Source organism: Pseudomonas sp. Y24-6, assembly GCF_020295325.1.
GTDB lineage: Bacteria > Pseudomonadota > Gammaproteobacteria > Pseudomonadales > Pseudomonadaceae > Aquipseudomonas > Aquipseudomonas gregormendelii.
This window is the reverse complement of sequence record NZ_JACBXG010000017.1, coordinates 64,798-79,700: the sequence shown is the minus strand read 5'-3', so window position 1 is coordinate 79,700 and position 14,903 is coordinate 64,798. Positions and strand designations below refer to the sequence as shown.

Here is a 14,903-nt window from a genome sequence, read left to right as displayed (position 1 = left end):
GCGGATAACCCTTAGAAGTTGTCAGTGGATGTAAATACGCCGACCCGAAGGCCTTCGGCGGTGTAGATCTCGCGGCCGTCGACGCTGACCGAGCCATCGGCGATGGCCAGGTTCAGCTTGCCTTTGAGCACACGCTTGATCTGAATGTTATACGTAACTTTCTTCGCGGTCGGCAGGACCTGACCAAAGAACTTCACTTCGCCCGAACCCAGTGCGCGACCGCGACCTGGCAGGCCTTGCCAGCCAAGGAAGAAGCCGACCAGTTGCCACATGGCGTCGAGGCCCAGGCAGCCTGGCATCACCGGATCACCTTCGAAGTGACAGGCGAAGAACCACAGGTCCGGAGTGATATCCAGCTCGGCGACCAATTCACCTTTGCCGTACTTGCCACCCTCTTCGCTGATGTGGGTGATTCGATCAACCATCAGCATGTTGGGGGCGGGCAGTTGCGCGTTACCTGGGCCGAACAGCTCACCGCGACTGCAGCGCAGCAGGTCTTCCCGAGTAAAGGCGTTTTGTTTGGTCATGCGAGCTCCTCAATAATCCGATGCGGCAGGTGGGGCGAATCTTCCCGGCCGATCGAAGCGTTTAATGCCTCGAGTCAGCAGCCTACTCATAGACTATTGCGTTGTGGTGAAAGTCACAGCACCAAGGACATGAAAGTACACTTGTGCACTGAAATTATTTTTCAAGCCCCTTTTCGGGCCTGTTCGGGTGCCTAAGACTGCCGCACTTTCGCCTTTCACGCCAGTCGCAGATGGTCAAAAGGCCTGTACTACTGCACCCAACGTTGCAGAATTTGCTGTAGGTCATTGCGTTTGAAGGGCTTGGCCAGGTAATCGTTCATTCCCGCCGTTAAACACGCTTCGCGATCGCCCTGCAAGGCGTTGGCGGTCAGGGCGATGATCGGCACGTTGTCGCAGCCGGGCAGTTTGCGAATTTCCCGGGTGGCCTCGTAGCCGTCCATGACCGGCAGGCGGCAGTCCATCAGGATGGCCTCGAACATCAGGCTTTCCGCGCTGCGTACCGCCTGAGCACCATCGACGGCGACGCTGACAGTAAAGCCCAGACTGCGCAACATTGCTTCGATGACGGTCTGATTGACCGGATTGTCCTCCACCAGCAGCACGTTGCGTCCCATGCCACCGCCCTGGTCCGCGGGCAGGCGCTGCGTGATGACAGGCAGCTTCTGCTTGTACAGCGCCAGGGGAATTTCCAGGGTAAACACTGAACCCAGGCCTTCTTCGCTCCTGGCGCGCAAGGTGCCGCCCATGCGTTCGGCCAGGGTGCGGGCAATCGGCAGGCCCAGCCCGGTGCCGCCGTAGCGCCGGGAAATGGAGCTGTCGGCCTGCTGGAATGCGTTGAACATCAACTCCAGGCTCTCGGCCGAAATACCGATGCCGCTGTCGCGCACGGTGCAGGTGAACCACAACAGCTCATGGTCGAGCGATTGCCATTGCGCTTCGATGCTGACGCGACCGTGCTCGGTAAATTTCAGCGCGTTGCCGACCAGGTTCACCAGAACCTGCCGGATGCGCGTCGGGTCGCCTTGAACCTGCAGCGACTTCATGTCTTCGGGAATCAGCAGCGCCAACTCCAGCCCGCGCTGAGCCGCGCTGTGCTGGAATGCCTGGGCGCAACTGCTGATCAAGTCCGCGAGGTTGAACGGGATGTGCTCAAGTTCCAGCGCCGACCGCTCGATTCGCGAGAAGTCGAGGATGTCGTTGATCACCTTGAGCAGGTGTTCGGTGGACTCCGAAGCAAGCGCTGCATACTCGACCTGTTCCTCGGTCATCTCGGTGGTTTCGAGCAACTGCAGCATGCCCAGCACGCCATTCATCGGGGTGCGCAGTTCGTGGCTCATCATCGCCAGGAAGTCGGATTTGGCGTTGTTGGCCTTTTCCGCTTCTTCGCGCGTCTGGATCAACTGCTCCATTGCCTGGTGCTGTTCGCGACTGGCTTGCTCGAGGCCGCTGGCGAGGTTGTTGATGTGCTGGGACAGTGCGCCCAGCTCGGTGTCATCGACAATCGGCAGGGGCGTCTTGTAGTCACCGTCCTGGATGGCCTTGACCGCGTTGCCGATGTCGCGAATCGGTTGCGACAGGCTGCCTGCCAGGCGCCGGGCGATCAGGAACGTAAACAGCAGCGCAAACAATGCCAGGATCGCGGCCTTGAGCAGGATTTCCTGCTGGCGCTGATTGAATGCGTCGTTCGACAGGCCGACGATTACCCGCCCCAGGTAATCCTCGGTGGGGGCGATGCTGGCGACCCGGCTGTTCTGGAAGAAATCATTGTTGAGCGCGATCCGTTGCAGGCGTACGGGGGCCTGGAACACCTCGACCTGCTGTGAGCGGTTATGGGTTTCCGAAGGTTGCTCGACGTACACCAGGATGCGGTTGGCGCTGTCCTGGACTTCAAGGAAACGCACATTGGGCGTGGCCAGGGTGGCTTTAAGCAGGCCTTCGAGCACCTCGTTGTTGCCGGAAATGACGCCATACTCAGCGGCGGGCGCCAGTTGGTTGGCAATCAGCTGACCGGTGTGATTGAGCTCCTGGCGCAAGTCCTGGATGCGCACGAAGGTGAAAAAGCTGATCAACAGCAGCGTCAGCAACAGGGCAGGGCCGAGGCTGATCAGTTGCGTGCGGGTGTTGATGTCCCAACGACGATGGAAGGTCACGGGCGGCTTACTCCTTCGGCCAACTGTGTTGCGACAGATGCTTCATTGATCTGTTCAATACCTAATGAACGAGCAACCTGCGGGTTGTTCAGGACTTTGAACCGATCGGGATAGTGCGTGCGTGGCCAGGTGGCTGGCGAGCGGTCGAGCAACCGGTCGAGCACGGCCAGCCAGTCGTTCTGGTCGCTGTAGGTGCTGGCGAGGCTGCCCGCCTTGACGAAGGCGGCGTTCGGGCCGACCAGCGCCATTTGCCGTGAATAGCTGCTAAGCAGCAGGTTTTTGACAGTCTTGGGGTTGTACAGGTCCGGATCGTCGAGGCCCAGCAATACGTCGCTGTTTTTCAACAGGCTTTGCAGGGGGCGGCTGTCGTTGATGTCGTCCCAGTGCTCGGCGACGATCTCCATGCGCAGGGGGCCCGCAGCCTGGCGCAGTTCCTTGATCAGGAACTCACTGTGCTGATCGTAGAGCACGCCGATCCGTTTTGCCTGGGGCAACAGAATGCGGATCAGGCGCAATTGGCGTTCAAGGGGCGGATCGCTCCATAGCAGGCTCAGGTGCGGGGGTAGGGCGGACCCCAGGCGCTGTCGTGCCTGCAGACGACTGATGCGCAACACCAGTGTGGGCGGGCCTTGGGCATCCTGCAGGCGCCAGTCGAGGCTTGGCGGGTCGAGCAGTACCAGTCGGGTGTTGCCTGGCAGTTTTCCCGGCGCAGGCAGATTGGCCAGTGGTTCAAAACGCACCCGGTCGCCCGGCCGCCGCTCGCTCAGTGCCGCGGCGAAGGAGCGCATGCCGGGACTGTCGTCGGCGCCGATGAGCAGAATATCGGCGGCATTTGCCGTCAGCAGGTTCAGCAGGCCGCCAATGGCCAGGCACAAACCGGCCAACAGGCGGCCAATGGTCGGCGTCTTTCCTGACAAACGACCTGGCATTCTAAAACTCCAGCTGCGCGCTGAAATACATCACCTGGCGCTGGTCGTACTGGTTGTCGATAAAGGTAGTGGGTTGATGGTCCAGGCGCTGCTGCAGCACGCCGGCCAGTTCCAGGCTGGCCTTGCCCAGCTGGATGCGCTTGGCAATACGTGTGTCGACCCGTTCGAAGCGGTAGCCGTTCAGCGCATCGTCGCCGTAGTAGAACAGGGCGCTGTTCCAGCCGTGCCCCCAGTCTCTCAGCCAACCGGCCGAGCCACTGTTGCGCGCGGTCTGCAGTTCATCTTCCGGATTGCTTGCGTGAGCATCGACGTAGGCATAGGTCAGGCGCAGGCGGTCGGTGCGGTTGATGCTCCAGTCCATTTGCGTTTCGGCCCCGGTAAAGCGGGCCTGGTTGGCGTTACTGGCAATGTACTGATTGTTGCGCAAAGGTTCGCTGATCATCCCGCTGATTTCGTCGTGGAACACTTTGACGTCCAGCGCCAGCCCCAGCTCGATGAAGTAGCCGTTGTAGCCGAGCTCCCGGGAACGCATGTGTTCCTGCTCGAGGTCACCGGGGCCTCGGGTCCTGACGAAATAGCGCGCACTGGATTGTCCGTATGCGCTGGGGCGCAGGTTGGTGACCCGGTAGCTCCAGTCGACGTTGTTCTCGAACATGTCCGGCGAGCGGATCGCTTCGGAGTACACGGCCCGCAGGCCATGGAGCGGGTTGATCAGGTAGTTGATGGCCAGTCGCGGGGTCAGGGAGCTGCCGATCAACCGGGTGTCTTCGAACATGGCGCCGCCCTGCAGCAACCAGTGCTCGGTGGCGCGCCACTCCAGCTGGCCGAACGTGCGCCAGGTGGTGTCATTCAGGGTGCCATTGAAGTAGGTTTCGGAATCTGCCCGGTCGTAACGATAGTTCAGGCCGCTGACCAGGCGCAGGCTATCGGACAGGCTCAGGGTGTCCTGCAATTCCAGGTCGAAGCGTGATTCCCGGGTACTCTGGTCGATATCGCCGCACAGGGTCTGGCGGGCGCCATTGTTCCATTGCCCCAGCACCTGATTGCCCAGCTCCCGTTCCGCAGCCGGGCCCGGCGGCGCACCGGTGGTGGTGAAGCGTGCAATATTACGCGCCAGCGCTTCGGTGTAGTTGGGGTTGAGCTGCCACAGCCGGGTCAGTTCCGGGCTGAATGACACTTCGGCATCGCAGGCACGCCATGTCTGCTGGCGGTCCCAGTGCTGGGCGGTGCCCTGGATATAAAGGCTGTGATCGGGATCGACGTCGAGGTTCCAGCGCAGTGAGCCTGCGTAGGTCTTGGCAACTACGTCGGAATTGTTACCCGCGTCAGTAATCCCCGAGAACACCGGCCTGTAGGTGTACGGCCGTTGGTTGCTGCCGTCCTTGGCGTTGAGCTGCCAGTCAATGCTCTGTCGTTCATCGAGTGTCTGGCTGACGGCGAGGTTAATGCGGTTGAGGCGACGGCTGTCGCGGTAGTCGGCGCCGTTGCGGTCAGAGTCAAAGCCGTCGTCTTGCAGGCCGGACAGCGACAGGCGCAGATCGCCGGAATCCCAGCCCAAGCCCTGGCTGGCGTAGTAATCATTGATGTCACGCTGACCGCGGATGATTTTCATCCGGGAGCCATGGCTGTCGGCGGGGCGGCGGGTAATGATATTGACCACCGCCATCAAGGCATTTGCGCCGTAGCTGACGGTATTCGGACCGCGGAATACCTCGATGCGCTCGATGTCGTCCAGGGGCACCGGAATATCGCTCCAGTCCACTGTGGACAAGCCGGCTCGATAAACCGAGCGACCATCGATCAGCACCTGCATGCGCCGTGCTTCGCTGGCGCTGGTGCCGTGATAATTCACCGCTGCCTGGTTGCCGCTGATGTTGCCGACCATCATCCCCGGCACCAGGCGCAGCAGTTCGCTGATGTCCCGGGCGCCGCTGGCTGTGATCAGTTGGCTGTCGATCACCGTCATGCTGCCCGGTACCGCCGCCGGCGACTGCTTCAGCCGAGTCGCCGTCAGGACTTGCGGCAAGGGTTCGCCGTCGAGGAACAGGTCGTCTGCCAGCAATGGCGAGCTGAAAATCAGCGCCAGAACCAGCGGCGAGCGCGATGACGTGGAACCAAATGACACAACACATCCCTGATCGTGGTGAATGGGCGCGCATGTTAACCGAGCCGGTCGACTTTTCCATGGAGGATGCCGGCATTTCCGAGGATTTGTTGCGCGTGTCGCGGTTCGCGAGGCTAATTGACGTGAGGGCTGGCCGCGACCGGGACGCTCCGTATAATGCCGGCATCGCCATTGGTATGGATTAACGGATTGCATATGACTGAACAGCGCCCAATCGCGGTCCTGGGAGGCGGAAGTTTTGGTACCGCCGTGGCCAATCTCCTGGCTGAAAACGGGCATCAGGTCCGACAGTGGATGCGAGATCCGGAGCAGGCCGAGGCTATCCGGGTCAATCGTGAGAACCCGCGTTACCTCAAGGGCATCAAGATTTTGCCAGCAGTGGAGCCGGTCACCGACCTGCAGGCCACGCTGGACGCCTGCGACCTGTGTTTCGTCGCGCTGCCCTCCAGCGCGTTGCGCGCGGTGCTGATGCCGCATGCCGAACGTTTGAGCGGCAAGTTGCTGGTGAGCCTGACCAAAGGCATCGAAGCCCACACCTTCAAGTTGATGAGCCAGATCCTTGAGGAAATCGCCCCGCAGGCCCGCATTGGCGTGATCTCCGGGCCCAACCTCGCCCGGGAGATTGCCGAGCATGCGCTGACCGCCACAGTGGTCGCCAGTGAAGACGAAGCGCTGTGCCAGCGCGTGCAGGAGGCGTTGCATGGCCGCACCTTCCGCGTTTATGCCAGTGCCGACCGCTACGGCGTGGAATTGGGCGGGGCGTTGAAAAACGTCTATGCGATCATCGCTGGCATGGCGGCGGCACTGGGCATGGGTGAAAACACCAAGAGCATGCTCATCACCCGGGCATTGGCGGAAATGACCCGCTTTGCAGTGAACCAGGGTGCCAACCCGATGACGTTCCTGGGGTTGGCCGGCGTTGGCGACTTGATTGTTACCTGTTCATCGCCCAAAAGCCGAAATTACCAGGTGGGTTTTGCCCTTGGCCAGGGCTTGAGCCTGGAAGACGCGGTGACGCGCCTGGGCGAGGTCGCCGAAGGCGTGAATACGCTCAAGGTGCTCAAGGTCAAGTCTCAGGAAGTGGGTGTATATATGCCGCTGGTCGCCGGACTGCACGCGATACTGTTTGAAGGGCGCACGCTTGAGCAGGTGATCGGGCTGTTGATGCGCGGCGAACCGAAAACCGACGTCGACTTCATTTCTACCAGTGGTTTCAACTGAATTTATCTACGCACGTCCAATCTATTGAATCAGGGAGCGAGAAATGAACGAACCGAAAGAAGAAGCCAAATACGAGTCCATTCTGCTGCGCGTGCTGTGGATGATCGTTTACGTGCTGGTCTGGCAAGTCGCGCAATTCATCCTTGGCGCAGTGGTGCTGGTACAGTTGATCTATCGTTTGATCTACGGTGCCCCGAGCTCCAGCCTGATGAATTTCGGCGACAGCCTGAGCCAGTTCCTGGCGCAGATCGGTCGCTTCGGCAGCTTTCACAGTGACCAGAAGCCCTGGCCTTTCGCCGACTGGCCGACGCCGCGCACACCTGAAGGTGAAGCGCCGCACGCAGTGCCGCCAGCACCGCATCCGGCCCGAGATGAGGAACCGAAACTATGAAACTCTGGGTATTGCGCCATGGTGAGGCTGAGCCGCACGGCACACGTCCTGATTCCGAGCGGGAATTGACGGCCAGTGGCCGCGCCGAAGTGTTGCGCAGTGCTGCTTTACTGATCAGCGAGCCGTTGACGGCGATCTACGCCAGTCCTTTCAAGCGTGCGCAGCAGACGGCAGAACTGGTGCGTGAAGCCTTGGGTTTCAAGCCGGATATTCGCACGGTTGATTGGCTCACTCCCGATTCCCGCCCACAAGCCGTGGCGGAGCAGCTGGTATCTGTCGATTATGCGCTGCTGGTGAGTCATAACCCGCTGGTGGGCAATCTGCTCGGGTATCTGCAGCATGGCCATGTGCAGGATCCGGAACGAGTGTCTACGGCCGGACTGGCGGAGCTGGAGGGCGATTTACCGCTCGCGGGGGCGATGAAGCTCAACAGCATCAAGCATCCTTGATTGTTCAGCGATCGCTGTGGGAGCAAGGCTTGCCCGCGATGAGTTCACCGATGCACAACCGGCCACCGAGGCGACCCCATCGCGTGCAGGCCTTGTTCATACGGCAACAAAATATCCAACCAAGCAATCGCTTGGTTGACTACGCTTGCTCCAGACCAATAAAAGGAGCGAGTCGCATGCATGGCGCTTTTCGATTGCCTCTGGATGTCTTCTACGAGCGTGAAGCCCGCCATCCCCGCCAGCGTTATCTGGTGCAACCCACGGGCGGTGGACAGATCGAAACGCTGACCTGGGCCGACGTTGGTCATCAGGCACGCTGCGCTGCCCACTGGCTGCGAGCGCGGGAATTGCCCCAAGGCAGCCACATCGCCCTGATCTCGAAAAACTGTGCGCACTGGATCATTGCCGACCTGGCGATCTGGATGGCCGGCCATGTGTCTGTTCCGCTCTACCCCAATCTGACTGCCGAATCGGTGAGCCAGGTGCTCGAGCATTCCGAAGCGGCGCTGGCCTTCATTGGCAAGCTCGACGACTGGCCAGGCATGTCCCGGGGCGTTGCCGCCGATCTGCCGACCATCAGCCTGCCACTGCATCCTCCGGGTACTTTCAATTTCAGCTGGGCCGACCTGCAGGCCAGTTCTCCCATACAGGACGATCCCAAACCTGCCGCCGACGAACTGGCGACCATCATCTACACCTCCGGCACCACCGGCATGCCCAAAGGCGTGATGCACAGTTTCGCCAATCTGGGTTTCGCCACGAGCCGCGGCACGCAGTTGTTCGGCCTCAACGAGTCGGACCGCCTGCTGTCCTATTTGCCGCTGTGTCACGTGGCCGAGCGGATGTTCGTTGAACTGGCGTCGATCTACACCGGGCAAACGGTGTTCTTTGCCGAGAGCCTGGACACCTTCCTCACCGACCTGCAACGCGCCCGGCCCACGGCCTTGTTTGGGGTGCCCAGGATCTGGACCAAATTCCAGATGGGCGTCTACAGCAAGATTCCGGCAAAGCGCCTGGATTTCCTGCTTGGCTTGCCAATCATTGGCAAACGCGTGGGGCACAGAGTGCTCGCCGGGCTTGGCCTGGACGCGTTGCGTGTCGCGTTATCCGGCGCAGCTCCGGTGCCGCAGACGTTGCTGCTGTGGTACCGCAAACTCGGGCTGGATGTGCTGGAGGTCTACGGCATGACCGAAAGCTGTGGTTACTCGCATATCTGCCTGCCCGGCCAGCAGAAACCCGGCTGGATCGGCAAACCCTGCCCCGATGTCGAGGTACGTATCGAGCCTTCCGGAGAAGTGCTGGTACGCAGCGGCGCGACCATGCTCGGTTACTTCAAGGAACCGGACAAAACCGCCGACACCCTCACCGCCGACGGCTTTCTGCGTACCGGGGACAAAGGTGAAGAAGACGCCGAGGGCAACCTGCGCCTGACCGGACGCCTGAAGGAAATCTTCAAGACCAGCAAAGGCAAATACGTGGCCCCGGCGCCCATCGAAAATCGCCTGGCGGTGCACTCGCGCATCGAGCAGGTGTGCGTGGTGGGCGATGGCTTGAGCGCGCCGCTGGGCTTGTGCGTGCTGTCCGCCGTTGGCCAGCAGGACGCCGGGGGCACTGGCCGCGCGGGCCTGCATGCGAGCCTGGAAAAACTCCTGGAGGAGGTCAATGGTGCCCTGGATAAACATGAACGCTTGCGCCGCCTGGTGGTGGTCAGGGACAGCTGGGCAGTGGAGAACGGGTTCCTCACGCCGACCCTGAAGATCAAGCGCAATGTGATCGAAGCGGCTTACGGTGGGCGGTTCGAGGAATGGAGCGAGCGCAACGAGACCGTGCTGTGGCAGGATTGAGTGACGAACAAAACCAACAAAGGATGTCAGCGATGAGCCTGTGGCGCACCACCCCGAACATTGAGCAGTTGAACGCTATCCAGAAAAACACCATTGGCGAGGTGCTGGATATTCGCTTCGAAGCGTTCGACGACGAGTCCCTGACCGCGAGCATGGTCATCGACCATCGCACTCACCAGCCCTATGGCCTGCTGCATGGCGGCGCCTCGGTGGTGCTGGCGGAGTCCGTGGGGTCGATGGCCAGTTACCTGTGCATCGACGCCAGCAAGTTCTACTGCGTGGGCCTGGAGATCAATGCCAACCACCTGCGTGGCCTGCGCAGTGGCCGGGTGACGGCAGTGGCCAGGGCGATTCACATCGGCCGTACCACCCACGTCTGGGATATCCGCCTGACCAGTGACGAGGGCAAGGCCAGTTGCGTGTCGCGCCTGACCATGGCCGTGGTGCCGCTGGGCGAGAATCCTCCGGCGCGCTGAGGTTTTAAAGTCAAAAAATCGTTCGAACGCGGCCCGAGCTTTCGGACGATCTTTTAATCTCTGCGATATCTCCTACCACCATTCCTGACCGTTATGGTCATTGCCGTAACCCACCGTCTTACGGACAATCACCCCCATGTTCTCGCTCATGGATTTGCCGGTATGCCGCAACAGATATTCTTCGCCCACGCCAACGGTTTCCCCTCCGGAACCTATGGCAAATTGTTTGCGGCGCTGGCGCCTGAGTTTCAGGTCACGCATCTGGAGCAGCACGCCCACGATCCGCGCTTTCCGGCGGACGACAACTGGTACAACCTCGTGGATGAACTGATCCATCACCTGCAACAGCAGCCGGAGCCGGTGTGGGGCGTCGGCCATTCCTTCGGCGGCGTGCTGCACCTGCATGCCGCGTTGCGCTGCCCGGAGTTGTATCGCGGGGTGGTGATGCTTGATTCGCCGGTGTTGACTCGTGCCGATCAATGGGTGATTCGCGCCGCCAAGCGCTTTGGCTTCATCGATCGCCTGACGCCGGCCGGCCGCACCCTGGGCCGGCGCGAAGAATTCCGCGACATGGACAGCGCCCGCCGCTATTTTGCTGGCAAAAGCCTGTTTCGCAGCTTTGATCCGGAGTGCCTGGATGCCTACCTGCTTCACGGATTGCATCAGGTTGGCGACACCTTGCGATTGCGCTTCGATCCTGCCACGGAAATCAGTATCTATCGGGGCGTGCCCCATACCAGTCCTGGCCGGGCGCGGCAGTTGAAAGTGCCGCTGGCGGTGGTTCGCGGGCACAAGAGCCGGGTGGTCATGCGCCATCACGCCAGTGCCGTGGGTCGCATGCCGCTGGGTGAGTCCCTGACCATGCCCGGCGGCCACATGTTTCCGCTCGAGCGTCCCCAGGATACCGCCACGCTGCTGAAGAACCTGTTCAGCCGCTGGCAAGCTCGTCCCAAGCAGGATTGCGCATGAGCCATGCCGTGGAAGAAATTCGCCTGAACCTGCCGCACATCGAATTGGCGGCACACTTGTTCGGGCCTGAGGACGGGCTGCCCGTGATCGCCTTGCACGGCTGGCTGGACAACGCCAACAGTTTTGCCCGGCTGGCGCCCAGACTCCATGGCCTGCGTATCATTGCCCTGGACATGGCCGGGCACGGTCATTCCGGACACCGGCCCGCCGGTGCCGGCTACGCGATGTGGGACTATGCCCACGATGTACTGCAAGTGGCCGAGCAACTGGGTTTGCAACGCTTTGCGCTGCTGGGCCATTCGATGGGGGCGATTGCTTCATTGATCATCGCCGGTTCACTGCCGGAACGCGTCACGCACCTGGCGCTGATCGACGGCATCATTCCTCCTACGGACGATGCGGAAAATGCCGCGCAGCGGATGGGGATGGCCTTGCAGGCGCAACTGGACCTGCGGGAGAAGCGCAAGCCGGTGTATGCCACGCTCGACCGGGCCATCGAAGCGCGGATGAAAGGCCTGGTAGCGGTAAGTCGCGAAGCCGCCGAGTTGCTGGCTCAGCGCGGGCTGATGCCGGTGCCGGGCGGTTATACCTGGCGCACCGACAACCGCCTGACGCTGCCTTCGCCCCTGCGCCTGACCACGGAACAGGCGATGACCTTTGTGCAGCGGGTCAGCTGCCGAGCCAAACTGGTGGTCGCCGCCGATGGCATGCTCGCCAGACACGAGGCGTTGCTGGAACGTCTACCCTTCAGCCGGGAACAACTGCCAGGTGGCCATCATCTGCACCTGAATGATGAGGCTGGCGCGGATCTTGTCGCAGACTGTTTCAATCGGTTCTTCACCGTTCCTTGACTTGCGCCTGGCAACTGTCGAGGCTGGGCGGCTTGAAATGGGAGACAACCATGAAAGATCTCTACACCGCAGCGACCCCGAATGACCAACAGGTCGTCCCGCGTGCCCAGGGCATGCCGATCCGATGAGTCTTTCCATGCGCTCACTCAGTTTTGTCGCGCTGTGCTGTTTCAGTGCCCAGTCGTTTGCTGCCGACTTGCCCGGTAGCCAGGACCTGCCGATGCTGCCGCGGATGGGCGATGCGCAAATCGTCGACTATCGCCCCGCTGTGGAAATGGAACGGATCTATCCGCTGGGGTCGATCCGCAAGATCAGCGGGCAGTTGCGCTTTGACGGACAGGTCACGGCGCGTGGGCAGATCACTTCCGTCACCTACGAACTGCCCCCGGAACACTCTTCCACTGACGCTTTTACCGCGGCCCGTGAGGCCTTGCAGAAGCAGGGCGCCGAGTTGTTGTTCTGGTGCCAGGCGCGTGACTGCGGGGAGAGCAGCCTGTGGGCCAATGAGGTGTTTGGCAACGCAAAACTGTACGGGGCCGATGATCAACAGGCCTATCTGCTGTTGCGTCTGGCGGCGCCCCGGGACAATACCCTGGTAGCGCTCTACAGCATCACCAGGGGCAATCGTAAAGCGTACCTGCATGCCGAGCAGTTTGACGCCGCCGCGCCACTGGGCGAATTGCTGCCGACCTCCGCCACCTTGCTGCGACAGCTTAAAAGTACGGGCGAACTCGACTTTGCGAAGTTGTCCGGCGCCCCCGACGAGACCTGGTTGCGCTTGCTGTCGCGTGGCTTGAACCTGGATACCGGCCTGCGCGTCAGTGTCTCCGGGGCGAACGCCGAAGCCTGGCGTCAGGCGCTGGTAAAGCAGGGCGTGCGCGCGGCAAGGATGGAAACCGGCAGCAACGAAGGCTCTGGCCTGCACATCGAACTATTGCGATAAGCTTCATCAGGCGAGCGCCGATGCGCGCTCGCCGACTCTTTCCTGACTGACGAGACCTACATGATCAACAATGATCGGCTGTTGGTGCAGATCCTGCTCCTGGTGCTGTTTGGCGCGAGCTTATGGGTGATGGCGCCGTTCTGGTCGGCGTTGTTCTGGGGGGCGGTGCTGGCATTTGCCAGTTGGCCACTGATGCGACTGCTGACTCGCTGGCTGAACGGTCGCGAATCCCTGGCCGCCGCCGTGCTGACTCTGGGCTGGATGTTGCTGGTAGCGGTGCCCCTGGTATGGCTGGGGTTCAACCTGGCCGATCACGTGCGCGATGCCACGGCGTTCATCAAGGACGTGCAGGTCGACGGCCTGCCCGAGGCACCGACCTGGCTTGGTTCGATTCCGCTGATTGGCGAGCGGCTGGTGGGGATCTGGGACAGCATCGACCAGCAGGGCGCAGCGATGATGGTGGCGGTCAAGCCGTACCTGGGGCAGGTCGGCAACTGGCTGCTGGCCCGCAGTGCGCAGATCGGCGGCGGTATCCTCGAACTGACCTTGAGCATCGTCTTTGTATTCTTTTTCTATCGCGACGGCCCGCGCCTGGCGGCCTTCGTCCATGGCTTGCTCGAACGATTGATCGGCGATCGCGCCGGCTATTACATCGAGCTGGTGGCCGGTACGGTACAGCGGGTGGTCAACGGAGTGATCGGCACGGCAGCGGCGCAGGCGTTGCTGGCGTTGGTCGGGTTCCTGATTGCCGGCGTTCCCGGGGCCCTGGTGCTCGGTATCGTGACCTTCCTGCTCAGCCTGATTCCCATGGGCCCGCCACTGGTGTGGATTCCGGCGACGGCGTGGCTGGCGTGGAAAGGTGATTACGGGATGGCGGTGTTCCTGGGGATCTGGGGCACATTCATCATCAGCGGCGTCGACAACGTGCTCAAACCCTACCTGATCAGCCGCGGCGGCAACCTGCCGCTGGTGATTGTGTTGCTGGGCGTATTTGGCGGCCTGATCGCATTCGGCTTCATTGGCTTGTTCATCGGCCCCACGTTGCTGGCCGTGGCCTATAGCTTGTTGACGGACTGGAGCAAGAGTCACGCCCGCATAGAAGAGCGGCGCTGAGGGAAAAGCTGGTATTGCCTGAGCTGTCGGGACGATTTACCGATCATCGGGTCCCGCAGCGCCGCTGGTTCCGCTACAATGCGCGCCGATTTCGTCCTGCCTGAGAGCCCGCCCATGTCCGTCTGCCAGACTCCTATCATCGTCGCCCTGGATTTCCCCACCCGTGACGCCGCACTGAAGCTGGCCGATCAACTGGACCCGACTCTCTGCCGGGTCAAAGTGGGCAAGGAGCTGTTCACCAGCTGTGCGTCGGAAATTGTCGGCACCCTGCGCGACAAGGGTTTCGAAGTATTCCTCGACCTCAAGTTCCATGACATCCCCAACACCACCGCCATGGCGGTGAAAGCCGCTGCGGAAATGGGCGTGTGGATGGTCAACGTGCACTGCTCCGGTGGCCTGCGCATGATGGCTGCGTGTCGCGAAGTGCTCGACCAGCGCACGGGGCCAAAGCCGCTGTTGATCGGCGTGACCGTGCTGACCAGCATGGAGCGTGAGGATCTGGCAGGTATCGGCCTGGACATCGAACCGCAGGAGCAGGTACTGCGCCTGGCTGCATTGGCGCAAAAAGCCGGAATGGATGGCCTGGTGTGCTCGGCGCTGGAAGCCCAGGCCCTGAAATCGGCTCACCCGTCGTTGCAACTGGTGACCCCAGGTATTCGTCCGGCCGGCAGCGCCCAGGACGATCAACGCCGCATCCTGACCCCGCGGCAGGCGCTGGATGCCGGTTCGGATTACCTGGTGATCGGCCGTCCAATCAGCCAGGCGGCTGATCCAGCCAAGGCGTTGGCCGCCGTGGTAGCCGAGCTGGCGTAATCCACCTNCGGCCGTCCAATCAGCCAGGCGGCTGATCCAGCCAAGGCGTTGGCCGCCGTGGTAGCCGAGCTGGCGTAATCCACCTCTGTGGGAGCAAGGCTT

General features: G+C 61.5%; 15 protein-coding genes. 11 read left to right on the top strand and 4 right to left on the bottom strand.

Features of this window, described 5'->3' with window-relative positions:
* Positions 1-11: 11 nt before the first annotated feature.
* The 4 genes from fabA to HYI44_RS25850 all read right to left on the bottom strand — a co-directional run bounded on the left by fabA (position 12) and on the right by HYI44_RS25850 (position 5,731).
* Positions 12-527: a 3-hydroxyacyl-[acyl-carrier-protein] dehydratase FabA gene (gene fabA, locus HYI44_RS25865; protein ID WP_010211704.1), complete on the bottom strand. Its 516-nt coding sequence runs from the start codon at positions 525-527 to the stop codon at positions 12-14.
* 248 nt (positions 528-775) lie between these two features.
* Positions 776-2,677: an ATP-binding protein gene (locus tag HYI44_RS25860; protein WP_122839100.1), complete on the bottom strand. Its 1,902-nt coding sequence runs from the start codon at positions 2,675-2,677 to the stop codon at positions 776-778.
* Entirely contained in the window at positions 2,674-3,606 is a 933-nt protein-coding gene (locus HYI44_RS25855; protein WP_225570863.1) for an ABC transporter substrate-binding protein, read from the bottom strand. The genes HYI44_RS25860 and HYI44_RS25855 overlap by 4 nt, the downstream gene beginning before the upstream one ends.
* A 1-nt stretch (position 3,607) precedes the next feature.
* A complete protein-coding gene (locus HYI44_RS25850; RefSeq protein WP_225570862.1) occupies positions 3,608-5,731 on the bottom strand; it encodes a TonB-dependent receptor plug domain-containing protein in 2,124 nt (707 codons plus the stop codon).
* Between HYI44_RS25850 and HYI44_RS25845 the strand changes: the two genes are divergently transcribed.
* The 11 genes from HYI44_RS25845 to pyrF all read left to right on the top strand — a co-directional run bounded on the left by HYI44_RS25845 (position 5,725) and on the right by pyrF (position 14,801).
* On the top strand, positions 5,725-5,916 hold the full coding sequence (locus HYI44_RS25845; RefSeq protein WP_205893467.1) for a hypothetical protein: 192 nt from the start codon (positions 5,725-5,727) through the stop codon (positions 5,914-5,916). The two genes, HYI44_RS25850 and HYI44_RS25845, sit on opposite strands and share 7 nt — an antisense overlap.
* A 10-nt stretch (positions 5,917-5,926) precedes the next feature.
* On the top strand, positions 5,927-6,952 hold the full coding sequence (locus HYI44_RS25840) for an NAD(P)H-dependent glycerol-3-phosphate dehydrogenase (protein WP_225570861.1): 1,026 nt from the start codon (positions 5,927-5,929) through the stop codon (positions 6,950-6,952).
* A gap of 43 nt (positions 6,953-6,995) precedes the next feature.
* The gene (locus HYI44_RS25835; RefSeq protein ID WP_225570860.1) at positions 6,996-7,343 is read left to right on the top strand and encodes a DUF4389 domain-containing protein; all 348 of its coding nucleotides are present in this window, start codon (positions 6,996-6,998) and stop codon (positions 7,341-7,343) included.
* Entirely contained in the window at positions 7,340-7,792 is a 453-nt protein-coding gene (gene sixA, locus HYI44_RS25830) for a phosphohistidine phosphatase SixA (protein WP_045061761.1), read from the top strand. The genes HYI44_RS25835 and sixA overlap by 4 nt, the downstream gene beginning before the upstream one ends.
* A gap of 176 nt (positions 7,793-7,968) precedes the next feature.
* Entirely contained in the window at positions 7,969-9,636 is a 1,668-nt protein-coding gene (locus HYI44_RS25825) for an AMP-binding protein (protein ID WP_225570859.1), read from the top strand.
* Positions 9,637-9,668: 32 nt separating this feature from the next.
* Positions 9,669-10,112 carry a hotdog fold thioesterase gene (locus HYI44_RS25820; RefSeq protein WP_045061759.1) on the top strand — a complete coding sequence of 148 codons (444 nt, stop codon included), beginning with the start codon at positions 9,669-9,671 and terminating at the stop codon, positions 10,110-10,112.
* 162 nt (positions 10,113-10,274) lie between these two features.
* Complete coding sequence (locus HYI44_RS25815) at positions 10,275-11,081, top strand: alpha/beta fold hydrolase (protein ID WP_122839107.1); 807 nt, start codon at positions 10,275-10,277, stop codon at positions 11,079-11,081.
* Entirely contained in the window at positions 11,078-11,932 is an 855-nt protein-coding gene (locus HYI44_RS25810; protein ID WP_045061757.1) for an alpha/beta hydrolase, read from the top strand. The genes HYI44_RS25815 and HYI44_RS25810 overlap by 4 nt, the downstream gene beginning before the upstream one ends.
* Positions 11,933-12,068: 136 nt before the next feature.
* Positions 12,069-12,875, top strand: a complete 807-nt coding sequence (locus tag HYI44_RS25805) for a DUF4892 domain-containing protein (RefSeq protein ID WP_225570858.1) — start codon at positions 12,069-12,071, stop codon at positions 12,873-12,875.
* A gap of 60 nt (positions 12,876-12,935) precedes the next feature.
* A complete protein-coding gene (locus tag HYI44_RS25800; protein ID WP_122839109.1) occupies positions 12,936-13,988 on the top strand; it encodes an AI-2E family transporter in 1,053 nt (350 codons plus the stop codon).
* Positions 13,989-14,102: 114 nt separating this feature from the next.
* Entirely contained in the window at positions 14,103-14,801 is a 699-nt protein-coding gene (gene pyrF, locus HYI44_RS25795; protein ID WP_045061815.1) for an orotidine-5'-phosphate decarboxylase, read from the top strand.
* Positions 14,802-14,903: the final 102 nt, after the last annotated feature.